General features: G+C 67.1%; 29 protein-coding genes. 27 read left to right on the top strand and 2 right to left on the bottom strand.

Going from position 1 to position 22,353, the window contains the following annotated elements; genetic code table 11:
* The first annotated feature begins 8 nt into the window (after positions 1–8).
* The 14 genes from ACFDS6_RS13140 (at position 9) to ACFDS6_RS13075 (ending at position 11,494) form a co-directional block, all read left to right on the top strand.
* Positions 9–1,217 carry a helicase HerA domain-containing protein gene (locus ACFDS6_RS13140; protein ID WP_116463003.1) on the top strand — a complete coding sequence of 403 codons (1,209 nt, stop codon included), beginning with the start codon at positions 9–11 and terminating at the stop codon, positions 1,215–1,217.
* Entirely contained in the window at positions 1,214–2,434 is a 1,221-nt protein-coding gene (locus ACFDS6_RS13135) for a hypothetical protein (protein ID WP_116463002.1), read from the top strand. The genes ACFDS6_RS13140 and ACFDS6_RS13135 overlap by 4 nt, the downstream gene beginning before the upstream one ends.
* An 80-nt stretch (positions 2,435–2,514) precedes the next feature.
* A complete protein-coding gene (locus ACFDS6_RS13130) occupies positions 2,515–4,209 on the top strand; it encodes an ATP-binding protein (RefSeq protein ID WP_116463001.1) in 1,695 nt (564 codons plus the stop codon).
* A 1-nt stretch (position 4,210) separates the two neighbouring features.
* On the top strand, positions 4,211–5,146 hold the full coding sequence (locus ACFDS6_RS13125; RefSeq protein ID WP_116463000.1) for a hypothetical protein: 936 nt from the start codon (positions 4,211–4,213) through the stop codon (positions 5,144–5,146).
* Positions 5,147–5,182: 36 nt separating this feature from the next.
* Complete coding sequence (locus ACFDS6_RS13120) at positions 5,183–5,542, top strand: DUF3768 domain-containing protein (RefSeq protein WP_116462999.1); 360 nt, start codon at positions 5,183–5,185, stop codon at positions 5,540–5,542.
* Positions 5,542–5,928: a hypothetical protein gene (locus ACFDS6_RS13115; RefSeq protein WP_056433773.1), complete on the top strand. Its 387-nt coding sequence runs from the start codon at positions 5,542–5,544 to the stop codon at positions 5,926–5,928. The genes ACFDS6_RS13120 and ACFDS6_RS13115 overlap by 1 nt, the downstream gene beginning before the upstream one ends.
* The gene (locus tag ACFDS6_RS13110) at positions 5,925–6,935 is read left to right on the top strand and encodes a hypothetical protein (protein ID WP_056433775.1); all 1,011 of its coding nucleotides are present in this window, start codon (positions 5,925–5,927) and stop codon (positions 6,933–6,935) included. Before ACFDS6_RS13115 ends, ACFDS6_RS13110 begins: the two co-directional genes overlap by 4 nt.
* A 12-nt stretch (positions 6,936–6,947) precedes the next feature.
* Positions 6,948–7,754: a hypothetical protein gene (locus ACFDS6_RS13105; protein ID WP_116795188.1), complete on the top strand. Its 807-nt coding sequence runs from the start codon at positions 6,948–6,950 to the stop codon at positions 7,752–7,754.
* A 62-nt stretch (positions 7,755–7,816) separates the two neighbouring features.
* Positions 7,817–8,104 carry a hypothetical protein gene (locus tag ACFDS6_RS13100; RefSeq protein ID WP_056433781.1) on the top strand — a complete coding sequence of 96 codons (288 nt, stop codon included), beginning with the start codon at positions 7,817–7,819 and terminating at the stop codon, positions 8,102–8,104.
* A 113-nt stretch (positions 8,105–8,217) separates the two neighbouring features.
* Positions 8,218–8,463 carry a hypothetical protein gene (locus ACFDS6_RS13095; RefSeq protein ID WP_116463099.1) on the top strand — a complete coding sequence of 82 codons (246 nt, stop codon included), beginning with the start codon at positions 8,218–8,220 and terminating at the stop codon, positions 8,461–8,463.
* Between the two features lie 52 nt (positions 8,464–8,515).
* Positions 8,516–8,833 carry a hypothetical protein gene (locus tag ACFDS6_RS13090; protein WP_116463098.1) on the top strand — a complete coding sequence of 106 codons (318 nt, stop codon included), beginning with the start codon at positions 8,516–8,518 and terminating at the stop codon, positions 8,831–8,833.
* A 16-nt stretch (positions 8,834–8,849) separates the two neighbouring features.
* Entirely contained in the window at positions 8,850–9,524 is a 675-nt protein-coding gene (locus tag ACFDS6_RS13085) for a hypothetical protein (protein WP_116463097.1), read from the top strand.
* A 112-nt stretch (positions 9,525–9,636) separates the two neighbouring features.
* Positions 9,637–10,146 (top strand): hypothetical protein, encoded by a 510-nt coding sequence (locus ACFDS6_RS13080; protein ID WP_116463096.1) that lies wholly within the window; start codon positions 9,637–9,639, stop codon positions 10,144–10,146.
* Between the two features lie 52 nt (positions 10,147–10,198).
* Positions 10,199–11,494 carry a hypothetical protein gene (locus tag ACFDS6_RS13075; protein WP_116463095.1) on the top strand — a complete coding sequence of 432 codons (1,296 nt, stop codon included), beginning with the start codon at positions 10,199–10,201 and terminating at the stop codon, positions 11,492–11,494.
* Here the strand turns inward: ACFDS6_RS13075 and ACFDS6_RS13070 are convergent.
* Positions 11,491–11,733 (bottom strand): hypothetical protein, encoded by a 243-nt coding sequence (locus ACFDS6_RS13070; RefSeq protein ID WP_174195141.1) that lies wholly within the window; start codon positions 11,731–11,733, stop codon positions 11,491–11,493. The genes ACFDS6_RS13075 and ACFDS6_RS13070 overlap by 4 nt on opposite strands.
* Positions 11,734–11,805: 72 nt before the next feature.
* Here ACFDS6_RS13070 and ACFDS6_RS13065 point away from each other — a divergent pair, with 72 nt between their 5' ends.
* From ACFDS6_RS13065 to ACFDS6_RS13030, 8 genes are all read left to right on the top strand, one after another.
* Entirely contained in the window at positions 11,806–12,360 is a 555-nt protein-coding gene (locus ACFDS6_RS13065) for a hypothetical protein (RefSeq protein WP_116463093.1), read from the top strand.
* Positions 12,357–12,548, top strand: coding sequence for a hypothetical protein (locus ACFDS6_RS13060; RefSeq protein WP_116795202.1), 192 nt, complete (start codon positions 12,357–12,359; stop codon positions 12,546–12,548). Before ACFDS6_RS13065 ends, ACFDS6_RS13060 begins: the two co-directional genes overlap by 4 nt.
* 73 nt (positions 12,549–12,621) lie before the next feature.
* Positions 12,622–12,906 (top strand): hypothetical protein, encoded by a 285-nt coding sequence (locus ACFDS6_RS13055; RefSeq protein WP_116463092.1) that lies wholly within the window; start codon positions 12,622–12,624, stop codon positions 12,904–12,906.
* Positions 12,907–12,948: 42 nt separating this feature from the next.
* On the top strand, positions 12,949–13,491 hold the full coding sequence (locus ACFDS6_RS13050) for a hypothetical protein (protein WP_116463091.1): 543 nt from the start codon (positions 12,949–12,951) through the stop codon (positions 13,489–13,491).
* A gap of 176 nt (positions 13,492–13,667) precedes the next feature.
* Positions 13,668–14,183: a DUF736 domain-containing protein gene (locus tag ACFDS6_RS13045; protein ID WP_116732688.1), complete on the top strand. Its 516-nt coding sequence runs from the start codon at positions 13,668–13,670 to the stop codon at positions 14,181–14,183.
* A 314-nt stretch (positions 14,184–14,497) separates the two neighbouring features.
* The gene (locus ACFDS6_RS13040; protein ID WP_133177355.1) at positions 14,498–14,953 is read left to right on the top strand and encodes a hypothetical protein; all 456 of its coding nucleotides are present in this window, start codon (positions 14,498–14,500) and stop codon (positions 14,951–14,953) included.
* Positions 14,954–15,114: 161 nt separating this feature from the next.
* Entirely contained in the window at positions 15,115–15,327 is a 213-nt protein-coding gene (locus ACFDS6_RS13035; RefSeq protein WP_133177356.1) for a hypothetical protein, read from the top strand.
* A 61-nt stretch (positions 15,328–15,388) separates the two neighbouring features.
* Positions 15,389–15,736 (top strand): hypothetical protein, encoded by a 348-nt coding sequence (locus ACFDS6_RS13030; protein ID WP_116463107.1) that lies wholly within the window; start codon positions 15,389–15,391, stop codon positions 15,734–15,736.
* On the opposite strand, the gene ACFDS6_RS13025 is transcribed toward ACFDS6_RS13030, so the two are convergent.
* Positions 15,733–16,080, bottom strand: coding sequence for a hypothetical protein (locus ACFDS6_RS13025; protein WP_174195137.1), 348 nt, complete (start codon positions 16,078–16,080; stop codon positions 15,733–15,735). The two genes, ACFDS6_RS13030 and ACFDS6_RS13025, sit on opposite strands and share 4 nt — an antisense overlap.
* 840 nt (positions 16,081–16,920) lie before the next feature.
* Here ACFDS6_RS13025 and ACFDS6_RS13020 point away from each other — a divergent pair.
* The 5 genes from ACFDS6_RS13020 (at position 16,921) to ACFDS6_RS13000 (ending at position 20,873) form a co-directional block, all read left to right on the top strand.
* Positions 16,921–17,379, top strand: coding sequence for a DUF736 domain-containing protein (locus ACFDS6_RS13020; RefSeq protein WP_174195136.1), 459 nt, complete (start codon positions 16,921–16,923; stop codon positions 17,377–17,379).
* Between the two features lie 185 nt (positions 17,380–17,564).
* Positions 17,565–17,777, top strand: coding sequence for a hypothetical protein (locus tag ACFDS6_RS13015; protein WP_016510755.1), 213 nt, complete (start codon positions 17,565–17,567; stop codon positions 17,775–17,777).
* A gap of 711 nt (positions 17,778–18,488) precedes the next feature.
* Entirely contained in the window at positions 18,489–18,827 is a 339-nt protein-coding gene (locus tag ACFDS6_RS13010) for a single-stranded DNA-binding protein (protein ID WP_016510750.1), read from the top strand.
* Between the two features lie 109 nt (positions 18,828–18,936).
* Entirely contained in the window at positions 18,937–19,338 is a 402-nt protein-coding gene (locus tag ACFDS6_RS13005) for a hypothetical protein (protein ID WP_116463103.1), read from the top strand.
* Between the two features lie 518 nt (positions 19,339–19,856).
* On the top strand, positions 19,857–20,873 hold the full coding sequence (locus tag ACFDS6_RS13000) for an SLOG family protein (protein ID WP_056434716.1): 1,017 nt from the start codon (positions 19,857–19,859) through the stop codon (positions 20,871–20,873).
* Positions 20,874–22,353 lie beyond the last annotated feature (1,480 nt).

The raw sequence follows: 22,353 nt of genomic DNA, 5'->3' as shown, positions 1-22,353 counted from the left end.
ATGCCGCTATGACCTGCGTCACCCCCATCAGGCCGCTCCCCGAGGCCGCAGACAATCGCGTACCGCTGGGCCACCATTCGAGCGGCGCACTCCACCTTGATCTCGATCGACTTCTTGCCGGGCGCCTGCTCATCCAGGGCAGCTCGGGTGCGGGAAAGAGCCGAACGCTGCGCCGGATCATTGAAGAAGCGTTCGACTACACGACGATCGCGATCGTCGACCCCGAGGGCGAGTTCGAGAACCTCGCCCGTCACATCGGTGCCACCACGATCCGGGCGGTCGAACTGACCGCGGATGGCCTAACCGCAGCGGCCGCGCGGAGCCGACATCATCGGCTGTCGATCCACATCGACCTGACCGACCTGGATCCCGATCAGCGCATCATCAAGGCGGCAGCCTTCTTCGCCGGTCTCATCGGTGCGCCGCGCGAGGACTGGGATCACACCGTCCTTGTCTGCATCGACGAGGGACACCTCCTCGCGCCACACGTCGCCGGGTCCGCTCGAGACGCGGAGGCGCGACGCCTCGGCGTCGCGACACTCACCGATCTGTGCGCTCGCGGCCGTAAGCGTGGCCTGGCACCCGTGATCGCCACCCAGCGGCTCGCCAAGCTGTCGACCTCCGTGGTTTCCGAGCTGCAGAACGTCCTCGTGGGCCTCAACGTCTTCGATCGCGACATCGCGCGAGCAGCCGATCTTCTCGGCTTCTCAGCCAAGGAGGCCGATGCGCTTCGCACGCTCGTCCCTGGCGACTTCTTCGCGATGGGACCGGCCCTTTCGGCGACACCCTGCCTCGCCCACATCGATCCGACGATCACCGAGCATATCGGAAAGACCCCAGAGCTGCGCGCCGCGGCCTCTGTCGACGCGACCGAGGCGGCTCGGTTGCTCGACCTCGCCGGGCTTGCCGAGGTGGCAGACCATGGCCCTGCGATCGCGCTCAAGGGCACGCGCGCGCTCGACGCCTTCCTCCTTGATCCCGCCGCGACCGATGCTGCCGCTATCGTCGAGGCACTCAAACGCATTTCCCCGAACGCCAGCACGGCGCGCGATCTCGCAAGACACCTGTCGCTCGATGCGGAGCGAACCGATCGGGCGCTCAACCTCCTGTCGGCGATCACTGCCGTCGACACGATGCCCAAGGGCGACGACCGCATTGCGCGTCTCCATGCGCGTCTACGTGCCCGCCTCAGCGACGTCGCAGTGGTGGCCCTATGACCGACCTAGCGCCCGATATCGTCGAGCTCGTCGCCTGTCCGGTACGAACGGCGCCGACTGGCCGGCTTCGCGAGATGGCGTACCGTGGCGATGCCTGGATGCCCGACGAGGTCGCAACGCTGGAGCGCCTGTTTCGCGACGACATAGCGATAGATGAAATCGCGTCAGCGATCGGTCGGCGCATCCACGGCGTCCGCGACAAGATCGCGACCTTGGGGTTGCGCCGAAACTCGCAGCGGAACTGGTCCGAGGCCGAGGACGCCTGGCTGACACGCGAGTACGGCTCACGTCCCGCATCCGCGCTCGCACAGGATCTCGGACGAGCCTGCACCGCCGTTTATGCTCGCGCCGGCCTTCTCGGCCTTACCGAAGGCAATGCCCCACGCTGGACCGAGTGGGAGGATGCTCAGCTGCGCGCCGGCTTCGAGCGCGCGATACCGGTCGCACAGATCGCAGTCCTGATCGGTCGCCCGCTCTCGGGCACGATCACGCACGCGAGCAACCTTGGCCTGCGACACCCGAACAACCCGCCAGGATGGACCGAGGCCGAGGCGGCACGCGCGCTGACACTCGCGGCTGAGGGCCATCGCTACCTCGATATCATAGAGATGATGGTCGCGGAGGGCTTTCCCCGACGCACGAAGGCGGGGTTTGGCCCGCACCTGCGCAAGCTCGGCTACGGCCGCGGTTGGGGCCGTCCATGGACTTCAGACGAGGACGCTTTGTTGATGCGCGTCTATGCCGACGGAACGAGCCGGACGCCGCTCATAGCGCGGCTCGGCCGTACCACCCACTCGATCAAGTGGCGGGCCGAATACCTTGGTCTGCGCGGTACTCACGCCAATCGGGATGGCTTCCGGAGCGGTCCCGTCTGGACCGAGGGCGACATCGCAACGCTGCGCGAACACTATGGCAAGATGCCGATGACGGATCTCGCCACCAAGATGGGCCGTACCAAGGCCTCCCTCTTCACTCGCGCAAATATCTTGGGATTGGTCCACGGCTACCAACGGCCTTGGAGCGATGACGAATGCCGCGCGCTCGCGCTCGCGCATGCTCATGGCATCGCCTTGCCCGACCTCGTCGTCGCCTTGGGGCGCAATTACGCGGGCGTCCACAAGTACGCCGAGAAGCAGGGCCTCAAGTTCAGCCGACGTCCGCGTCGCGAGTCTGCACCGACGCTGCAGGACATCCTCGCCCTTGCTCCGCAGCCATAGGCGCGGAACGACCCTGGATTGAAGGGGAGGGGGAGGGGCCGGGCGGGCGTGAAGGACACGCCAGCCACGAGGAGCGCATCATGATCCCCGCCACCATCGCGACCGCGGTCGCACCCGAGACGATCGCGAAGGTCACCCGGCTGTTCAACAACACCGCCTTCGACGTGGTGACCGAGCTCTTCCAGAACGCTCGGCGCGCCGGCGCTCTTGCGGTTGCCGTGCTGATCCAGTCGGGAGGTCCCGATACGCTCCTCCACATCATCGATGACGGGCATGGGATCGCCGACCCCACGTCGATTGTGACGCTGGGTCGTTCGGGATGGTCCGACGAGACGCGCCGCATGGAAGATCCTGCCGGTATGGGAGTTTTCAGCCTCGCCGGACGAGACGTAATGGTGCGTTCCTTCTCCCGTCCTGATCGCCAAGGATGGATGGCACACATCCCCGCCTCGGCCTGGGAAACGAGCCGGCCGATCGCGATCTCGCCCGACCCGATCTCGCGCGGCACCGCCATCACCATCAAGGTGCCGGACAGCTGGCTGAAGACGCTCGCTGACGACGTCGCCAAGGCGGCGAAACACTATCCGCTGCCGGTGACGCTCGACGGCAAGGCACTGCCGCGCGAGGACTGGCTGGCGGACGCAGTCCATATCGAGGAGTGGAACGGAACCCGCATCGGGGTCTTCCAGAAACATCCGTCATCCTACACGACCCACGACGGACGCTTGAACTTCCATGGGCTGACGATCCCCTGCAAGCTGCCGGACGTCCAGGAGGTCGACCGAGGCCATCATTGGATCGCGCGCGTCGACATCTTTGACGCGCCACAGATCCAGCTCGTGCTCCCGGCACGCAAGGAGGCGATCGAGAACAACGGCCTGACAGAACTGCGCCGGGCGGTGAGCATCGCTATCTACCGCGCGATCGCCGCGCAAGGATCGCACCGGCTGTCGGCCGAACGCTGGCGCGAGGCGATCGACCTCGGTGTCGATCTGCCGGAAGCGGCGGCATACCTCTTCGCATGGATCGCACCCGCGGCCGATAGCGGCCGCAACTATGCCTCGGGCGAGCGCACCACCGATCCTGCGATGGTGGTCATGTCCGACTTCGACGCGCTGGTCGCACAACCGGCAGCGGAGGCGATCGCCACCCACAACCCGTTCGGCGGGCCCCTTGTCATGGCTCAGGACGCCTTCATCGGCTATCGCTGGTACGACGTCCTCGCCCGCGTGGACGACCTGCGGTTCCGCATCGTGCAGGGCAACCTCGACTTCGTGGTTTCGGCTACGCTCGATGCGCCTGCTGAGGCCGAGGATGGCTGGGTCGACGCGATCACGCTGGAGGCCACCATCTCGCACGCGGGCGCGTCGATCGAGGCCTCGACCGCTGCCGATGTGGCCTTCGCGCCGGACAGATGGACCTGCAACTCGGTCGACGGGACGTCCATCTTCGTGTGCCGCGGTAGCAGCCGGCCCTCCCTCGCGGTCGCCGATCTGTTCGAGCGTGCCGCGTTCGAGCCGTCTTCCGACAGCGACGCTGACAGCTATGACACCCAGCTAGAGCGCTTCCAGGCGGATGCGGCCGAGCGGATCATCGGCCTTCTCGAGGGTGACAATGCAGCGCTCGAGAGCCGCATCCGCGACAAGCTGTCGGGACACTATTTCATGGTTCCCGCCGACCGAACCGTGACGGTCGTCATCAACCGCGAGCGTCTCGAGGTGAAGATCGTCGAGCGCGCCGCCCCGCCGACCGTCACCAACGAGGAGGGCGCGTGACATGCTGCCGCCCCCTCCGTCCGTGCTGTCGTACGGGATAGGCGTCGACAGCACAGCGCTGCTGATCGAGCTGCATGCCCGCGGGCAGGCTCCTGATCTCGTCCTCAGCGCGGACACCGGCAACGAGAAGCCGGAAACCTACGACTACCTCGACATCATCCGTCCCTGGATGCGCGACCGCGGCATCCGGTTCGAGCTCGTCTCCTACGTGCCCAAGCGGTTCAAGCACTGGCCGCCGTACTTCGGAATCCTCGAAATGTGCCTGACGAACGCGACCTTGCCGAGCAAATCGCTTGGCGGATCGTCATGCAGCCTCAAGTACAAGAAGGCCCCACAGGACGCTTTCCTCAAGACGTGGCAGCCTGCGGTCGAGGCATGGGACCGCGGCCAGCGGGTCATCCGACTGATCGGCTATGATGCTGGCCCCCGCGACACCGCGCGCGCCAACCATGCGCTGACGATCGACGACCCACTCTACGATTGTCGATCGCCGCTGCGTGACTGGCAATGGCACCGCCCGCGATGCGTGTCGCGCATCGAGGCCGAAGGCCTGCCCGTGCCACCCAAGTCGGCGTGCATCCTGTGCATCGCGAACAAGCCGGACGAGATCCGCAGCCTTCCACCATGGTGCCTCCGACTGATCGTCCTGGTGGAGGCACGCGCCGCGCCCCGGCTCCATACGGTCGAAGGGCTATGGCGCAAGTCGACCAGGACACGTCCCGGATCGATGACCGCGTTCATCCGGGCCGAGGGCCTACTGGGAGCCGATGAAGTCGATCGCATCGCCCGCGATGCTCCCACCGACCTCATCCGCTTCCAGGACGTCGCGGCTGCGATCCCCGTCGGCGAGCGCCCGAAGATGGGCGAATGGCTCGACCGCTTTCACCTGGCCTTCGCCGAACGAGGCCGCGGCCACCCGGACGCGCTGGCCGCCTGATCCCCCCCGCCCATCGAACGAACCGAGGATCGACCCATGATCGAGAATGCTGCCGAGACGCGCGTCGAAACGATCGCGCGTCTGAACGACCGATGCCGTCAGGGCCTCGATCGAACCGCGCGCATCACCGTCACGCGCACGTGCCTTGCCACCCTATCGACCGACTCGCTCGCGTCGGAGGCCGTGGCCCAAGCGCGCCTGCTGCAGGAGCTTCGCCGGCACAGCTTCGCTGCCGACTGCCCGGAGCGCGATCGCGGCTCCTTCATCATCGACGACACCGAGGTCTTCTTCCGCATCGACTATTATGATCCGGCGCTGGAATGGGGTTCGGAAGATCCTGCCGACGCCAACCGCACGACCCGCGTGCTAACCCTCATGCTGCGGGAGGATCTTTGATGCCTCGCTTCCGCCCCTCTGCGGCAGACATCGCGGCCATTCGCGACGCCGCACGGCGTGAGGCCAAGTTCGAACGGGTCGGGCAAGTGATGCTCGAGGTCGGGCGTCGGCAGAGCCTTGTGTCAGGCGAAACGTCGATCAACTTCGCGCTGATCAGCGACGATCCCGACTGGCAGGATACCGATCTCGACGACTATGAGCCGTGGACAGCCTTCACGCGCGGCGTCGAGTTAACGCCTGACGGGCGCGGCCTTCTCGACTTCTACATCCGCCGGCGCGGCGATCGCCACCTCGAGCTCCACGGCAACATCTCCGTCGCGATCGCCGGAGGCAAGCTGACGACGATCAGCGGCTATCCCGACATCTACCGGGGAGAGCCGTCATGACGATCGAGATCATCCTGGGCCTGCCGCACCTCGCCGATGGTGCGCTTCTCGCAACAGCGCGGCGCCTACAGGCACCGGTGCTGATCTCCGCCAACTGCTTGTCGCGCTGGCGCAAGGCCGATGGCTGGCGCGAATGGGCGGGGTGGCGCACGGCTACCCTCGACAACGCCCACGGCCTCGTCAGCCTCGACCTCGACAGCGCCGGTTACTCGATGATGGTGCGCTACGGCGGTCTGCCGTGGTCGATAGCCGACTACATGGCGCTTGCCGCCTCGTACCCGTTCCGGCGCGTGTCCTCGATCGACTATTGCTGCGAGGACGGCGTCGCGTCGCACCGCGAAGAGGTTCTCGACAGGATCTCCCGTACGATTGCGACCAACCACGAGTGTTTCGCCCGCGCTGGAGACCTTGGTATCCGGGATCGCTTCATGCCGGTCCTGCAGGGCCGAACGCCCGACGACTACGTCCGCTGCCTCGAGGCGATCGAGGGCATGCTCCTGCCGGGCACCGTTGTCGGCATCGGAAGCATGTGCCGACGCGTCATCCATGGCCCGGAGGGGCTCGTCGCCGTGGTTGAACGGCTCTCGCGCGTGCTCCCGGTAGGGGTCCGTGCCCACGCCTTCGGCGTCAAAGGGGACGCCTTGCCCTACCTGGCACCGTTCTCCCGCTGGATCGCCTCGATCGACAGCCAGGCCTTCGGCGTCGCGGCGCGACGAGACGCGCTTCGCCGTGGCGTTGCGAAGAGCGATCGCCTGGTCGCCTCGCACATGGAGCAATGGTATCAACGCCAGTGCGGCCGTGCGCTCGCCCCTCCGGTCACGCTGCCCGAGGCCGCCGACCACCAGGCGCGTTCCCTCGGCGACGATGATCCATGGGAGCGGGCCATCGCTGATGCACGCGCTCAGATCCGCGAACTCATCGAGACCGGCGAGCTCGATCATGACCAGATCACCGCCAACTGGGTCGAATCCTGGGCGGCCGATCTCTTCCACCAGCGCGCCGCCTGAGCGAGGCTCACCATGATTACCGACCGTTCACAACGCTGGCGCGACCGGCGCAGCCGCTTCGTGGCCGACGACACCGTCATCGACCCGAGGCGCTACGCAGTCGACGTCGTGGCGCACGACACCGCTCGCGCCTTCATCGCAGACCATCACTATCTCAATCGCTATCCCGCCGCACAGCTGGCCGTCGGGCTATTCGGCCCAGGCCGGGGCGGCGCTTCCTCTCTCGACGGTATCATTGTCTTCGGAGTGCCCGCGACGGGCGCGGTCATCACGCGCCATACCGGCTATGACGAGCCAACCCGCGGTTGCGTGCTGCAACGCCTGCTCTGCCTGCCCTCCGTCGCCGCCAATGGGGAAAGCTATTTCGCCGCCCGGGCCTTCCGGCTGCTGCGTCAGGCAAAGCCGGTGATCGAGTCCGTCGTCAGCTTCTCCGACCCTCAGGTCGGACACTGCGGCTGCGTCTACGCCTCGCTCTCCGGGGCGTATCGCGGGCGAACGAGGCCGCGGACGGTGCTCCGCATCGCCGGGGAAACGATCTCCGATCGCACCTTGTCCAAAATTCGAAACCTCGAGACAGGTCATGCGGGCGCCGTCGATCAACTGGTGAGGCTCGGCGCTCCGAGGCCGCAGGCGGACGAGCACCTTCGCGAATGGCTCGAACGATGCCGTCGCGCAGAAATCCTGGTCCCAGCGCGACAGGCATCCCTTTTCACCTACTGCTTCGAGCTCACCCGCGGCGCGCGGCGCGCGGGCCGAGGGCTACCGCGTCTCGCCTATCCGATCAGGTCCGACATCCTGCGTGAGCAGCTCGGAGCCTGACCCGTCGTGCCGACGGGAAGGGGAGGGGGAGCAGGAATCGTGTCCACAAGAGGAGACGAGCCATGCGCATTCAACAGGCGATCGCGATCGCCAAGGCCGACGAGAACCGCCTGATCCGCTTCATCAGCCGGCGGGACCGATTTCTTGACGCGCTCGACTGGGACGCCCTGCCTGAGCAGATGGCGCGCGAGGCCGCGATGATGGACGAGCTTCTCGCCACCGAACTCGCAGAGGCCGCGTGCTATGTCATCTGGCTCGAAGAGTGCCTCAGCTACGGCGTCGAAGACGTGATCGGCGCGCATCACCTGCAGCCCGTCTCGGTGATCCGAGCCGTTGCCTCGTTGGCTTAGTCGCCCAGTCGACATCGAGGGCCGCGGTTACGGCGACCAGGGCGTCTATCGCTGACTGGACGTGACCCGACCAACCCGAAATAACCTTCATTCGAGACATCATAGAGGTGACTATGATCAGCTTCCTCATCCGCCGACCTGTGTCGGCCCTCGCGATTGTCTTCTACCTCGCGGCGATGATCTGCGCTCGAAATATGTGGCTGCTGGGGAGTGATCCCGAGCCCGCGACGGTGACAAGCGACGCGCTGGTGAACACGGTCCTTTCGGTAAGCCATGCGACGGCGACGTGGGGGTTCATCGGCGGCTTCCTCGTTGTTGGCTTCCTGATCCAACTCCTCGCACTACGTCTCGACGCTTAATCACGTCGCCAGCAACGATGTGCCGCGACCGGACCAGCCCAGGAACACGCTCATGAGTCGACATACCTTTGTCGGGCCCGCCGGCGTCAGTGTCGCAATCGGGTGGGACCGCCCACTCGAGACCTTCTACGTGCAGGTGTCTCGCCCCGACCCCGAGGACCCGAGCGAACGCGACACCTTCGTGTGGAAAGGCCTCGCCCCCGGCGAACTGTCCACCGCGGCCGCAGCAATCGCGATCGCCACGCCGCACGCCGCGCTCCCCACCGATCTCGGAACAACACTCGAGACGGACCGCCTGCAGACGCTCGGCAGCTTCGATGGACCCGCGCAGGCGGCCATGAAGCGTCAGCGCTTTGATCGTGATCTGTAGCGGAGGGAGCTTCAACATGGACAACCACCGTCAGCCCACATCGCCAAAGGGCGGCTTCGATATCGGACTTACCTGCGGACTGCTTGGCGTGTTTCTCTCAGCGGCGAACTTCATGACATCGCAGTTCGCCGAACTCGGAAACGGCGTTGGCGCGGATCCCGCGAGTCCGCTGCAGCAGATAGCCGATCTGCTCAGCGGCAATGTCGTGAAGTTGCTCGCCGTTGTGCTCATCCTCGTAGGCGGAATGCTTTACGCGACAGGTATGGGATACATCGAGCTGGCTGGACCTTCCGACGGGACCGCCCCGCGACCGAATCCTCTGGCTGCTACCCTGCCGATGAACATCGACGCGCGAATGGCAGAGGCACGGATTGCCGGGCTGCTCGCTCGCCTCAAGGCCGTACCTGAAGAGTTGCGCGAGGAAGCCACCATCGAGCTCGAAGGTATCGAACAGCGCCACATGCCCGCGTTGACCCGGGCTCACCGAAAGGCACGGGCCACGGTCTCACCGACATCGCAGCAGGCCGACGAGCTCGACACCGATTACGCCGCGTCGCTCAACCGCCTGAGCGCCACTCTTGAGCAGATGCTCGATCGGTCCACAGCGCTTGGACGTGACCGTCTGCAATGGCAGTCACTCGTGATCGAAGAACGCTTTCCGACGGCTAGTGTCGAGAAGGACCAGGCTTAGGCACGCTTCCGGCTCGAGCGGCAGGGCGCCGCTTTAAGACGCACGCTGACGACTAGAGCGCGAAGGAAGGGGGAGGAGACAGACGGTCAAGACAGGACCGTTGGAGATCCCCATGCCCTACTTCGTCGACATCGGCGGTACGCCCGCCAACGAACCGTGCGCGCAGCTCGGGCAAACGCCCAATTTCGACGTTCTCAACAAGCTCGAGGTGCTCGCCTACAAATACGCGATCATCGCACGCTACGGTTCGCCGCCAGCAGGATGCCGGCTGACCGGCTTGTCAAATCGGCACGACTTCGGCCGCTATGTGTCGCTCGTCCTCCACGTCGAGAACGAGCTGGACGAAGCGGTCAGCGCCTATGCCGAGGCCGTCGAAGAGGGCCTCGGAACCTGGCTTGAAGCCGGCTTTCGCGCGCCTGTCGAGTACGACGACGCCACGGCAACGATCGTCCAGAGCGATCCGCTCGAGATCCTGGTCAGCGCCTTTCACGTCACGCGACCCAGCCCAGATGGAAGCTTTCCTATCGCCGACTTTGAGACGTTGCACCGGAACCTGGCCGCCGCCTTCCCCGACGAGGCCGCGGTCGCCAGCGCGCGCCTCACCGAGGCCGCGACCGCCTGACGGCGATGCCGCTGCCCTCCTGGGCGGACCACCAGCAAGAACGAGGCCGACGATGTCAGATGCCTTCGATCCCGCAGATCCCGCGGCCTGGCAGTCGCGCGGACGTTCACCCGAGCACGCCGCGGCGATCGCCGCGGCGTGGCGCACCTTTCCCGATCTGCCGAGCGACGCGCCCCTCTCCGACCGAATGACCCGAGGCCGCGAACGGATCGCCGCGATGCGGAGCGTAAACGACGCGATCGCGGCCGAGGCCGCTTCGCAACGCGAGGCCACCAACTTCGCCTTCACCGAGGATCAGATCCGCCGAGGACTCGGCAGCGACCGTGACATCGCGATCATGCGGGGGCACGAGGACCACGCATTGAGCTGGGATCTCGCCAATCGATACGCCGACGGTTGGTACGCAGCGCATGTCGGATGGCCCCATCACTACTCCGACGCGATCCCCTGTTCGGCTCCTCTCGCCGAGCGCCACGCAGCCTACGACCAGGGCTTCAGCGACGGCGGTGGTGATCGAACCGACCTGTTCGACGCGGCGCGACGCAGCCTCATCGCTGACATGCGCCGCGACAACCTGCCGAAAGACCCTCAGATCATCCTCGCCGGACGCCCGGTGCCGAGCAGTTATCCCAAGCCCTCAGACCACCACCGACCTGCCCGGTGGTCGCGCCGACTGCTGATCGTTGGCGCCGACCACATCGACAGCGACCCCGCGTGGGACTTCCTCGCCCTGACCCTCGCACGCCCGGGCGCCGACGCCGCGACGATCGTCGTGCTCACCCGGGGCGGCTTCGTCGCTGCCGAGGCACTCGGCGACGCGAACGTCGCTACGCCGTCCGTGGATCACGTCGCAGCTGCCAACCAGCTAGCCGCACTTCTGCAAAATCGTGAATACGACGATGTTCTTGTCGCGCTGCAGGGGGCCGATCTCGACCTGATCGACACCATCGGCCACATTCTGCCGCTCGCGCGCACGATGGAGCGGACCCGCAACTCACGTCTCCAACAGCGGACCCACCTTCGCACCTGGCTCGATCGTGGTTTCAGCGGGACTGATGCTGCCGCCCAAGGCCACATTCGCTGGGGCAAAGCGATCACCTCGCTCTACGGCAGTCTCGGCGAGTTCACCGCGCGTCACGTCGGACCGGCGCCGGGGCGGGGGCACCTCGTCCGCGTCGAGACACGCAGCGGCCTTGCCTGCGGCTTCGCGACGGCAGACGGCACGCCGCTCGACCCGGAAATCGCCGTCTCGAGCAAAGCCAAGCTGCGCGGTACGATCGCTAAGACGCTGCGCACGTTCGGCGCCGCAACCCGCCTGATGGCAGCCGCCGATCGCCGCGCCGCCTAGGACCGGAAACCGGGACTGGGCACGTAAGGGTGCTCCTGCCGGATGATTGCTTCGGCTTTCTCGATCGCCTCGATCTGACGCGCCGACCCCTGCGGCGCGATCGACCAATTCGAGCGCGGATGGAACACGACCGGCAGCGCCGTCACCGGCCCAACCGCCTTGCGCCACGACGCATCGCTGCCGCCCGCTACGCCGACCAACAGCGTCACGAACAGGTCCTCGATGTCGCCAGTCGTCATCGAGCCTCAACGCACGGCTCGGTTGGCCGTGCCGCTGCAGCCCTTTCCCATGAAAACCGGAGGAGCCCCTTTATGGCCGACATCGCCGATCTTCCCGTCATGAGCCGCGCCGACGCCGTTTCGCTCGGCTTCGCCGGCTTCAACGACGTGCCACACAAGGCGATCGACGTGCCCGACGGCGCCTTTACCATCACGGCAAAGACCAGCGAGAACCGGCGCGTCACCTTCTGCTTCATGGGCAAGAGCTACGACGGCCCCGCGCGCTTCGTCGACATCCAGTTCCATGACCGGGGCACCACGATCCCCAATGCCAGTGACGGGGTATCACCCACCTTCAACGCCTTCGCCGTGACCGGCCGCGGCCGCCATGTGACCGACAGCCGTCCGCTCGACGAGGCTCACAAGCCGTCCATCCTCGTGCTCCTCATGGACGAGGCCGGGGACGAACCGGCGCATCCCGCACCCTCGCAACGGCCCATGAACGATCGCGAGCTCTCAAGCCTGCTGCGGCGAGCCGCGACCGTGATCGCCGCCCCGGACAGCGAGGTCCGGTCGGGCCGCGAGAGCTTGATCGACATCCTCCAGGCCGAGGCCGCGAAGCGTGACCCACGGGGACAGGAGTCATGACCCGCTCGCGCAGCGACGGCATGCACGTCGCTCACACCGCCGCAGGCTGGATCGTCTTCGACAACAGCAGCACACGACACGGCCGCCTATCGGCACCATGTCCGACGCGGGCCGACGCCATCGCGCGCAAGAAAGCGCTCGCGCGCGCCTTGCGCCACCAACGACACGATGATCCCCGGGACGCCTGACCGAAGGGGAGGGGGATGACGGTGGCTGAACGCTGGCGGTGATCGAGCCGCCCGCAGCCGACGGGAGCCCAACATGCGCAGCATCCTCGCTTTCTACGAGATCGACCGAACCTATGGCGGCCCCGAAGAAGGTGGCTGGTGGTACGATAGCGGCACCTTCGTGCGCGCGATCGCCATCCACTTCGACGACGAGGCCGCGATCGCGGCGCAGCGTCGCGCAAACCGCCTCCTCGAGCGCCTGCAGCGACACAAGCCGGAGGTCTCGTCGGTGATCTACGACGGCGGACGCTACCGCGCCTACACCTTCTCGGGCCTGCCGCCCGAGCGCTTCCCGGCCCAGCGCCCGCTTTATTCCTGACCGCGACCGCGGTCGCCTTCCCCGAACCTGAAGGAAACGGTCATGCACCGCGTCCACTATTACGACACCAGCGCAGCCGCCTACGAAGCGTGCCTCGACGAGAGCCCCTGCATCGTGGAGGGCGATGTCCTCGCCGTCATTTCCGAAGGCGTCATCGGCCTGGCATCGAGCGACCCGCTCGCGGTTACCATCGGCGCCGGAGCGCTGCGCTCGCTCGCGCCCATGTCGTCTGCGGCGATCCTGCGGGAGACGGTCCACGACGCCGACCAGTGGCGGCACGCCGTCGAGCTCGCGCTTGCGCACCATCTGCCGATCGCACCGCATTTCCTGCCCTTCGCCCTGCGGTGCGTGCCGCTCTCCCCGTCACAGACGGTCGTCGCACTCACCCTCGACGATGTGATGATGGCAATCGACGCGATCCGGCACCGGGAGACCCAGCTGACGAAGCGCGCGGCGCTTATCGACGCGGAGAGTTCGCACGGACTGTTTCTGGCGTCTGCCTTGCGCAAACTGGCGACCGCCCGGCGTCACCTCGAGCGCCATCCTCCGGCGACGATCCCGGAACACCCCTGCGGTCCACCGTAACGGCGACACCGTGCCAAGCACGTCGCCCAGGGTCGCTCCAAGGCATCCACCGCCGCGCGATAAGCGCGTCGGTGAGGGGCGCTTGCGCGCCCTGCCCGGCCGAAGGGCCGGGGAGGAGAGAGGGATTAAAGATGGTGTCGAGGACATGGGGTCCAGCCGACACAGGAGACGTTACGATGAACATCGGTCAGATCAAGCAGAACGACGCCGGCATCTTCATGGGCCGCATCTCGACGCTCGCGGTTGCGATGACGATCGCGCTGAAGCCGGTGCAGTCCGCCAACCCGCGCGCGCCGCGCTACGAGATCCACGCGCTGACCCCCGGCCGCACCTGGGTGCAGGTCGGCGCCTTCTTCGAACTCAACTCGAACAACACCGGCGAGGCGTTCCTCAATGGCCGCATCGACGATCCCTCGCTCGCTCAGCCGCTCCAGGTCTCGGCCTTCCGACAGGAGGACGGTTCGTACAACATCGTCTGGCAGCGCGCGCAGAAGCGTCGCGACGTGACCAGCGCGCTCGGCATCAAGTCGGACGAGGATCCCGCTCCGCCGTTCGGCGCCGACGGCTCGAGCGACGACGCCGGGATGAGCGGCAGCGCCGGCGCCGGCGACGACGGCCTCGGCGAGACCACCGCCCCCGTCGAGGAAACCACGCGCCGCAGCCGCGGCAAGCGCGTCACCGAGAACGCCTGATCCCCTCCCGGTGCCGCTCGCTCCCTCGCGGCACCGGCAGACGTCGCAGGCTCCCCCCACTCCCTGCGCGTCACTCGGGCGATGCCTCCCCCGGCATCGCCCTTTTTTTGCTCAAAGGGAGACAGGCATCGAAACGGACCCAAAACCGTCTTGCATCTTCGGCATAACTAGATTCTGCTGCATCAATGACCCTTAATAGAAACAGTCTTTCAACCTTTTAGCCGAAGGGAAGGGGGGTGGCGGTGGATAGCTGGACGAATGGTGCCGAAGGACCGCTCAAGACCAGCGCGCCACGATATCCACGAGGTGCCACCATGGCTGACCGCGTATCTGTCTCAATTTCGATCGGTGGAAGACTTTCCGCTGATCTTCTCGGCGAGCTCATCGAAAAGGCTAACGCCGAAAACCTTTCCACCGAGTGGGACGGCGAGCCTTTCACCGCCAACGACCTACCCGACGGTGAACCACTCGTGCTGCGCGGCCACGAGATCGCAAACGGCAAGATCGACGAGATCGAGGACTTCTGCTGCACGAACGACCTGCCGTTCTGGCGCTGGTCGGGCGGCGCGCCGGGTTCCTTCCCCGCCGAGATCGTCATCTGGAAGGGCGTGGGCGAGCGTCGCGCCTTCACCGCCGACGAAGACGGCCGCCCCGTCCTGACATCCGACGAAGCCGGCGAGATCGCGACCCTCGACGACCTGCGGGAGCATTTCGCCACTGGCGCGTACCTTCCGCCACCCTTCGTGCTGGTTCCCACAACCGCAGGGTAAAATCACGCCTCACCTGATCGGATCGCACCGCCTCGTCTGTCGCGCGTCGGTCGCTGTCGGTCACGATGGCTCGCCAGGCACTGCTCGCTCGCGTCGTGGCGAACCCTGTGGGTCGCCCACTTGCTACGCCTCGCATGTGCCGGCCTTCGCTGGAAATCACCATGCCCATTCAAACCCTTCACCAGTCGCTATCGTTCGACACGATCATCAAGGATCACCCAGATCGCGCCAGTGCCGAGGCACACATGGCCAAGACGTTGCGCGAGTACGGCGACTGGCCCGCGGACGCGGCAGCAGCTGCCGCACGCGATGGCCGCACCGTCCTCGTCATCGATAACGGCGACGACGAGACGATCGCCATTCGCGTCACCTGACCAGTAGCTCTGGCGGCTGCGGTCGCCTGCCCATACGATGGCTCATCCGAGAGGCCCGATCATGCTCAACCTCATTCCCATCGCGGTGCTGATCCTGTTTCTGGCAGGCGCGCTCTTCTTGTTCGCACGACGACGAGTGCCCTTCAGCTTTGTGATCCTCGCCGCAGGCCTAGGTGCAGTCTCCATCGCACTTTGGCCCTTCGGGCCTGTGAGCGCGACGGGCGAGCGCGACGCGATCGTCCTGTCCCGAGCCGGACCCCTCGGAGCGCAGGCCTACCGGACAGCCATGGTCGATGGTCGGATCACCCACACCGAGTTGTCCGCTATCCGGGAGGCGGCAGGTCGCGACATAGACGCCGAGTTCGGCCTAACCGCCCCGAACGGCGAGAAGACTCACTCTCGGCCCTAGAAGGCTTTCCCACCAGTCGTCGGCATGCTGCCCGACGAACGCGGTCCGCGGTTGATCGGCGACTTGTCGTTCGGGTCACGAGGAACGAACGAGAAGCGATCGCCGACCAGCTTCCCGCCGTCGATCTTATAGGTCCCGCCGAGCGAGTTGCCGCTCAAGATGACGGTGTCTCCACTGACCTCGTAGCTACCGCTCGCGCCGCTCGACAGCGAGAAGGTCTTGTCACCAAAGGTCGCGACCACGCCCGGCACGGGGCCGTTGACCATGTTGTACGTGCCCTCGACCGACTTGCTGCAGCCCGCCAGAGCAAATGCGCCGATGATCGCCAGCATCGCGTTTCTCATGTCGCTTCCCCCCAATCGTGTCGGCCAAGATCGTCCGGCCATAACGAGTCGGCGAGTTGGCCGCCAGAACGTGCCCGGCACCGCAGCTACATCGGTGACCTTCAAGCCTTTTCAGGGCGCCCGCCCTACGGGCGGGACCGGGCTCTAGCCGGCTTCGCCGCCCGGAGCCCCTCGCGGGTCTCCGCCCTGCCGGGTGACGATCCCTCGCTGTCGGCACGGCTCGCTCGCTGCGTGAAGGCCCTGCGAGGGCCTATCACTTGCTACGCCTCGCGCGCGCCGATCGGCATCGCTGCCTCAATCCACCGTCCGGTGACGCTCTGGGCTGCGTCAATCACCCACCCGACAACCACCAGCGACAGGACGGTAACGATCGCGACACCCACTGGCTCAACGCTCGGCGGAATGGTCGACCGCACTAGACCAATAGACCAGACCGCGAATGCAGCACCCGCTGCAACCACCGCGGCAACTATAAGCGCTCCACGAAAGATACGAGAGTACATCGGCAGACTCCGCTTTCGGCTTGCCGAACGTGCTGCGACCCGCTCAGCAACGTTACTATAGAGGACGTCGCCACATCCTCCACATAAATTGTAGGCCGGAACGTGCGTGGTACGGCTGCTTATGCGAGCGACTCCCCAAACTCGATTTACTCAAGGGAGCTGCAGCGCGTCCCCTTGGAACAGTCATGAATCGTCTCCTGCGGTCCACCACCGCCGCGCGATAAGCGCGTCGGTGAGGGGCGCTTGCGCGCCCTGCCCGGCCGAAGGGCCGGGGAGGAGAGAGGGATTAAAGATGGTGTCGAGGACATGGGGTCCAGCCGACACAGGAGACGTTACGATGAACATCGGTCAGATCAAGCAGAACGACGCCGGCATCTTCATGGGCCGCATCTCGACGCTCGCGGTTGCGATGACGATCGCGCTGAAGCCGGTGCAGTCCACCAACCCGCGCGCGCCGCGCTACGAGATCCACGCGCTGACTCCCGGCCGCACCTGGGTGCAGGTCGGCGCCTTCTTCGAACTCACGTCGAACAACACCGGCGAGGCGTTCCTCAACGGCCGCATCGACGATCCCTCGCTCGCCCAGCCGCTGCAGGTCTCGGCCTTCCGGCAGGAGGACGGCTCGTACAACATCGTCTGGCAGCGCGCGCAGAAGCGCCGCGACGTGACCAGCGCGCTCGGCATCAAGTCGGACGAGGACCCCGCTCCGCCGTTCGGCGCCGACGGCTCGGCCTCCGGCCTGCCTGCCGGCGACGGCCTCGGCGAGAGCACCGCCCCGGTCGAGGAGGTCGCCTGATCGAACACCGGGCGGCGCGCACGCGTCGCCCCCGCACTCCCTCGACTGGGATCGCTTCGACACCCGGAGCGGTCCCCGTCGACGTGCCGGATGCTTCGCGCATTTCGGGCTGCGCTCGCCCTTTCCAACATTGGGCCAGCGCGGCACTTCAATCGTTCACTGTTCCACGCTATATGGAGGCTACCATGGCGACCGTCGCACCAGATCCGCAACTCGATATCCGCGAGCAGCTCGCGCGGATCGACAAGATGCAGGTCGAGATCCAGAAGACGCAGGCGGACCTCGCCAAGACCAAGCTCGAGGTGCGCTTCTTCCCCGGGACCCTGTTCTTTCAGGCGACCTTGGCTGCTGCCGCCCTCCTGACGGCCGGCGCCGCGATCGGCAAGCTCTTCGGCTGATCGCCAGGACCGACGCTGCCGCGTCGGTCCCTGTCTCGATCGCCCTCGCTCCTCCCGGGATAGCCCCGCAAGCACTACCCGAACCCAGCGGACCAGCGAAGACGCGTCGATCAGGCTGCTCCCGCCTCATCCGCGGCCGACCTTCGCCGGCCAGCCAAAGTCGCATCGCGCACCTCGAGCGCTCACAGATCGACCTTCACCTCAGCGTGTCCCGACGGCTCCGGCGAGGCGCCCAATCGACGGCGACCTTGTGATATTCGGCCTCCCTATCGGCGACGTCCTCGGCTGTGTGGTCCACTCATGCCCAGCTCGGGGCAGTCATGGGCGCTGCCGCGCCCGACGCTGGTGGCGAGCTTCACCGCGTGCCGATTCGTCCGGGCAGGCGGATCAGGCGGCCAATCCTGCCGGTCCACGGAGCCTGTTCATGGCGTCCGCTCCGACATCTTGGCTGCTACCAGGCGTCTCATCCGCCGGGTCGTGTCACCTGCGAGCCGGCCCGGCACCGCGCAACCCCTTTGGCAGGGCCGTGTTGCCGCGCTGAAGCGCGGCTGCCCGCACCACCCCTGCAAAAGAGGTTTCCCTCCAGGTCGACCGCGCTCGTCGCCTGCGCGACGATCCCGGCCGCCCCTCCGGTGCGCAGCACCGCGCCAGCTCGCTCATCGGTGACACCGGCGGACGATCCGCCCGACATCACCCGAGGGAGCTATCGCCATGAACAACGTGAACCTGATCGGCCGCCTGACCCGCACCCCAGAACTGCGCGCGGTGAACCCCACCACCAACGTCGCCACGATCTTCGTCGCGACCGACCGCCCCAAGCTGAACAAGGATGGCCACACCTACAAGGGCGAGGACGGCTTCACCGTCAAGGAGACCGAATACCACAAGGTCACCTGCTTCAACGGCCTCGCCAAGGCTGTCGCCGGCAACCGCAAGAAGGGCGACCTGATCGCGATCGAGGGTCGCCTCCACTACACCCGCTGGCAGGACGCCGAGGGCAACGACCGCTACGGCTGCGAGATCATCGCCGACCGCGCCGAGTTCTACTGACCCGCCGGGTTCGGGCGGCGCCTCGCGGCGCCGCCCTTTTCGCGTGCTCACGCCTCAACCGGCGAGCCCCCCCCTCGCACCTGTCCCAAGATTCCGGAGGAAACCCGCGATGCGCGCGCAGCACGACATGTTCGATCCTCAGCCCGACAGTGGCTCCGTTGCTTTGGCCGAGAACCAACCTGACGACGGCCCCGAGGCACCTCGACAGGAGCCGCTTGCTGCACCCTGCGGCTTCCGCGATCGGAGCAACCAGCCCTGCGCACGGCTCGCCACCAAGCCGCTCTCTATCGACGGCGTCCAGCTGGTCTGCCGCGGCATCCCCATGCTGCTCTGCGACCCGGCGTGCTTCCGTGGCTCCTCGCAAGCCGACGACCATCGCGAGAGCGAGCCCGGTGACCCAGCCAGCTCGGGTGACGATCCCAACATGGGGCTCGATCCGGATGATCCGGGCTACGACGAAACATGGGGTGAGGGCGCGTGGGAGCGCGACGACGGGCAGGATGCCCAATAGAGCGGCAGGGAAGGGGTTGGCGGGGCGTCCCGCCTTGTGGGCGGGACCGGGCTCTCATCGGCCCTGACGGGCCTTACGGAGCCCCCTGAAGGGGTCTCCGCCCTCCGGGTATCGATCCCTTTGCCGACGCCGGGGCGTCCTGCGCGCGAGCGACGGCAGCAGAGCTGCCTAGCGGTGCTGCGGCCTGGCGGCCACAGCACCGCCGCTCGTGCTCGGATCACCCCGGCGCACCCGCCCCAAACCAATATTTTCTCTCTCTGTGATGTGGAAGTTTGGCATGCGGGGTTGGCGAACCGTCAAGGACGAGCGGTGCCCCCAATTTTCACGACCCCCGCCACTCCGCTTCGCTCCATTCTGGGGGCCGAGAAAATCGGCTCCCCCACTCGCGAGCGTTAACCGGGGTCCACGCCCGATGGGCGCGGCTTCCCGGTTAACGTCCCTGACGGCCCTGACCGCCGCATGCCGAGTGAGATTCCTCACCGAGAAGAAGGTGAGATTTTCAACTCATGGAGGCTATCATGACCAACACTTTCCGCAGCTTCTCCGACGCCGCCCGCGCGATGAACGAGGTCCGGATGAACGACAGCGTCTTGAACATCGACGCTGAGACGCAGCAGACCTACGACGGCGCCTTCGTGGAGAGCAGCGAGATGGCCAAGCTGACCGTCTTCAACGCCCCCGAGAAGCTGGACATGCCCGACCCGGAGATGGCCGCCGCAGCCGTCGACCTCATGCTGCGGACGGTGTTCGACGTCACGCGCGACACCCGCATGGAAGAGTTTGCCGCCGACATCGCATGGGGCATCGTCAACTCCTTCCACATGGTGACCAAGCGCATCGAGGGACGCGAGGACGACGCCGCCCGCAAGCTGAAGGACATGGTGGAAGCGTACGACCCCAGCGAGATCTACGCCGTCGAACTCGAGGACACGCAGCTCCTCTGCCAGACGCTGGAGGGTTGCGCCGAAGCGATGCGGTGCATGCGAGACCACGCCGGGGAGGTGTTCCGCGTGGAGACGGGTCGCCCCTTCAACACGATCCGCGGCAGCCGGGTCTCCTCCAAGCTCACCGCGTCGGTCATCGACGGGAAGGATTACCTCGCCGCCCGCGCCGCCAAACGCCGGGAAGAGCACGCCCCGACCGGCCCGATTGTCGCCTTCTCGGGTGGACAGGTCTGGCACGACCACGAGCAGCTCTTCGACCGCCTCGACCAGATCAAGCGTCGGATCCCGGCGATGGTCCTGATGACCACCGGCATGAACAAGGGTGCGGACGCCGTCGCAGCCGCGTGGGCGTCGTCGCGGCAGGTCAAGCTGGTGCGCATGATGCTGGAGACGCGGTACGGTCCGAAGGCGGCTTTCCTCCGCAACGACCGCATCGCCAACCAGCGCCCGGTTGAAGCGATCGTCTGCGAAGGCTCGGGCGTCCAGTCCGACTTCGCCCGGAAGATGCGGACCGCCGGCGTGCCGCTCCACGTCTTCCGTCTCGCCGAGCAGGCCCCGATGGCTCCCGCAGCGCGCAGCCGTCGCGCCTGACGCACCCGTTGGAGGGGCTCCGGGCAACCGGAGCCTCTCCCCTTTTTTACGTCGCCCTGGGCGGCGCTCAGGGGCATCGAGCCCCCTCGCGCCGCGGGGACTGACCTAGCGGTCGAGACTTCACCACGGATGGCCGCACCGGCTCGCTCGCATCGCGGCCGCGCCGTCGCTCGTCACGCTCGCTACGCCTCGGCCGGTGCGGCTCGGAGCTAGCTTCCGCCCGGTCTCCCGGCACGGCTCGCTGGCGGGCGTGGCGATGCCGTCGCATCGCCAACGCTGCCGCTGCGCATCGCGCCGTGCCGATCGCCCCAGCGGACGCCGCACCGGCACTGCTCGCTCGCGTCACGGCGACCCCGTCGGGTCGCCAGTTCGCTACGCCTCGCGCGCCGGCGATCCGACCCCTCGCGGCAGACCCGCACCGGCTCGCTCGCATCGCGGCCGCGCCGTCGCGCGTCACGCTCGCTACGCCTCGACCGGTGCGGGAGCCGACTTCAAGCGCATTCCGTTAAGACCTGCACGCTAGCGGGCTGTCGTCCACGGCCGACCGGGGGATGACGGCCCGGCCAGCTGGCAAGGGGCACCCGGGATCTGCCGCTGCCACATTGGCGACCGCATCCGCGCTGAAAGGGGCTTCGGGTCGGCCGTGGACACGCACGCCTGCTCCGCCTCCCGGCACGGCTCGCTGGCGGGCGTGGCGATGCCGTCGCATCGCCAACGCTACCGCTGCGCATCGCGCCGTGCCGATCGCCCCAGCGGACGCCGCACCGGCACTGCTCGCTCGCGTCACGGCGACCCCGTCGGGTCGCCAGTTCGCTACGCCTCGCGCGCCGGCGATCCGACCCCTCGCGGCAGACCCGCACCGGCTCGCTCGCATCGCGGCCGCGCCGTCGCGCGTCACGCTCGCTACGCCTCGACCGGTGCGGGTCGGGGCGAGCTCCCGCCCAGCCTCCCGGCACGGCTCGCTGGCGAGCGTGGCGATGCCGTCGCATCGCCAACGCTACCGCTGCGCATCGCGCCGTGCCGATCGCCCCAGCGGACGCCGCACCGGCACTGCTCGCTCGCGTCACGGCGACCCCGTCGGGTCGCCAGTTCGCTACGCCTCGCGCGCCGGCAATCGGACCCCTCGCGGCGGACCCGCACCGGCTCGCTCGCATCGCGGCCGCGCCGACGCGCGTCACGCTCGCTACGCCTCGGCCGGTGCGGCTTGGGGCGAGCTTCCACCCGGCCTCCCGGCACGGCTCGCTGGCGGGCGTGGCGATGCCGTCGCATCGCCAACGCTACCGCTGCGCATCGCGCCGTGCCGATCGCTCCAGCGGAGGCCGCGCCGGCACTGCTCGCTCGCGTCACGGCGACCCCGTCGGGTCGCCGGTTCGCTACGCCTCGCGCGCCGGCAATCCGAGTCCTCACGGCAGACCCGCACCGGCTCGCTCGCTACGCCTCGGCCGGTGCGGCTTGGGGCGAGCTTCCACCCGGCCTCCCG

The organism is Sphingomonas sp., from assembly GCF_042095875.1.
Lineage (GTDB): Bacteria > Pseudomonadota > Alphaproteobacteria > Sphingomonadales > Sphingomonadaceae > Sphingomonas.
The sequence above is the reverse complement of the archived record's forward strand: the minus strand, read 5'-3'. Positions and strand labels throughout refer to the sequence as shown.

Excerpts from the sequence above, each read along its gene's own strand:
- ACFDS6_RS13065 (WP_116463093.1), top strand. The coding sequence starts at position 11,806 with ATGGCCGACATCGCCGATCTTCCCGTCATGAGCCGCGCCGACGCCGTT.
- ACFDS6_RS13050 (WP_116463091.1), top strand. The coding sequence starts at position 12,949 with ATGCACCGCGTCCACTATTACGACACCAGCGCAGCCGCCTACGAAGCG.
- ACFDS6_RS13140 (WP_116463003.1), top strand. The coding sequence starts at position 9 with ATGACCTGCGTCACCCCCATCAGGCCGCTCCCCGAGGCCGCAGACAAT.
- ACFDS6_RS13090 (WP_116463098.1), top strand. The coding sequence starts at position 8,516 with ATGAGTCGACATACCTTTGTCGGGCCCGCCGGCGTCAGTGTCGCAATC.
- ACFDS6_RS13010 (WP_016510750.1), top strand. The coding sequence starts at position 18,489 with ATGAACAACGTGAACCTGATCGGCCGCCTGACCCGCACCCCAGAACTG.
- ACFDS6_RS13080 (WP_116463096.1), top strand. The coding sequence starts at position 9,637 with ATGCCCTACTTCGTCGACATCGGCGGTACGCCCGCCAACGAACCGTGC.
- ACFDS6_RS13030 (WP_116463107.1), top strand. The coding sequence starts at position 15,389 with ATGCTCAACCTCATTCCCATCGCGGTGCTGATCCTGTTTCTGGCAGGC.
- ACFDS6_RS13135 (WP_116463002.1), top strand. The coding sequence starts at position 1,214 with ATGACCGACCTAGCGCCCGATATCGTCGAGCTCGTCGCCTGTCCGGTA.
- ACFDS6_RS13085 (WP_116463097.1), top strand. The coding sequence starts at position 8,850 with ATGGACAACCACCGTCAGCCCACATCGCCAAAGGGCGGCTTCGATATC.
- ACFDS6_RS13045 (WP_116732688.1), top strand. The coding sequence starts at position 13,668 with ATGAACATCGGTCAGATCAAGCAGAACGACGCCGGCATCTTCATGGGC.
- ACFDS6_RS13100 (WP_056433781.1), top strand. The coding sequence starts at position 7,817 with ATGCGCATTCAACAGGCGATCGCGATCGCCAAGGCCGACGAGAACCGC.
- ACFDS6_RS13060 (WP_116795202.1), top strand. The coding sequence starts at position 12,357 with ATGACCCGCTCGCGCAGCGACGGCATGCACGTCGCTCACACCGCCGCA.
- ACFDS6_RS13040 (WP_133177355.1), top strand. The coding sequence starts at position 14,498 with ATGGCTGACCGCGTATCTGTCTCAATTTCGATCGGTGGAAGACTTTCC.
- ACFDS6_RS13055 (WP_116463092.1), top strand. The coding sequence starts at position 12,622 with ATGCGCAGCATCCTCGCTTTCTACGAGATCGACCGAACCTATGGCGGC.
- ACFDS6_RS13095 (WP_116463099.1), top strand. The coding sequence starts at position 8,218 with ATGATCAGCTTCCTCATCCGCCGACCTGTGTCGGCCCTCGCGATTGTC.
- ACFDS6_RS13015 (WP_016510755.1), top strand. The coding sequence starts at position 17,565 with ATGGCGACCGTCGCACCAGATCCGCAACTCGATATCCGCGAGCAGCTC.
- ACFDS6_RS13110 (WP_056433775.1), top strand. The coding sequence starts at position 5,925 with ATGACGATCGAGATCATCCTGGGCCTGCCGCACCTCGCCGATGGTGCG.
- ACFDS6_RS13020 (WP_174195136.1), top strand. The coding sequence starts at position 16,921 with ATGAACATCGGTCAGATCAAGCAGAACGACGCCGGCATCTTCATGGGC.
- ACFDS6_RS13120 (WP_116462999.1), top strand. The coding sequence starts at position 5,183 with ATGATCGAGAATGCTGCCGAGACGCGCGTCGAAACGATCGCGCGTCTG.
- ACFDS6_RS13025 (WP_174195137.1), bottom strand. The coding sequence starts at position 16,080 with ATGAGAAACGCGATGCTGGCGATCATCGGCGCATTTGCTCTGGCGGGC.
- ACFDS6_RS13035 (WP_133177356.1), top strand. The coding sequence starts at position 15,115 with ATGCCCATTCAAACCCTTCACCAGTCGCTATCGTTCGACACGATCATC.
- ACFDS6_RS13125 (WP_116463000.1), top strand. The coding sequence starts at position 4,211 with ATGCTGCCGCCCCCTCCGTCCGTGCTGTCGTACGGGATAGGCGTCGAC.
- ACFDS6_RS13000 (WP_056434716.1), top strand. The coding sequence starts at position 19,857 with ATGACCAACACTTTCCGCAGCTTCTCCGACGCCGCCCGCGCGATGAAC.
- ACFDS6_RS13005 (WP_116463103.1), top strand. The coding sequence starts at position 18,937 with ATGCGCGCGCAGCACGACATGTTCGATCCTCAGCCCGACAGTGGCTCC.
- ACFDS6_RS13130 (WP_116463001.1), top strand. The coding sequence starts at position 2,515 with ATGATCCCCGCCACCATCGCGACCGCGGTCGCACCCGAGACGATCGCG.
- ACFDS6_RS13075 (WP_116463095.1), top strand. The coding sequence starts at position 10,199 with ATGTCAGATGCCTTCGATCCCGCAGATCCCGCGGCCTGGCAGTCGCGC.
- ACFDS6_RS13070 (WP_174195141.1), bottom strand. The coding sequence starts at position 11,733 with ATGACGACTGGCGACATCGAGGACCTGTTCGTGACGCTGTTGGTCGGC.
- ACFDS6_RS13105 (WP_116795188.1), top strand. The coding sequence starts at position 6,948 with ATGATTACCGACCGTTCACAACGCTGGCGCGACCGGCGCAGCCGCTTC.
- ACFDS6_RS13115 (WP_056433773.1), top strand. The coding sequence starts at position 5,542 with ATGCCTCGCTTCCGCCCCTCTGCGGCAGACATCGCGGCCATTCGCGAC.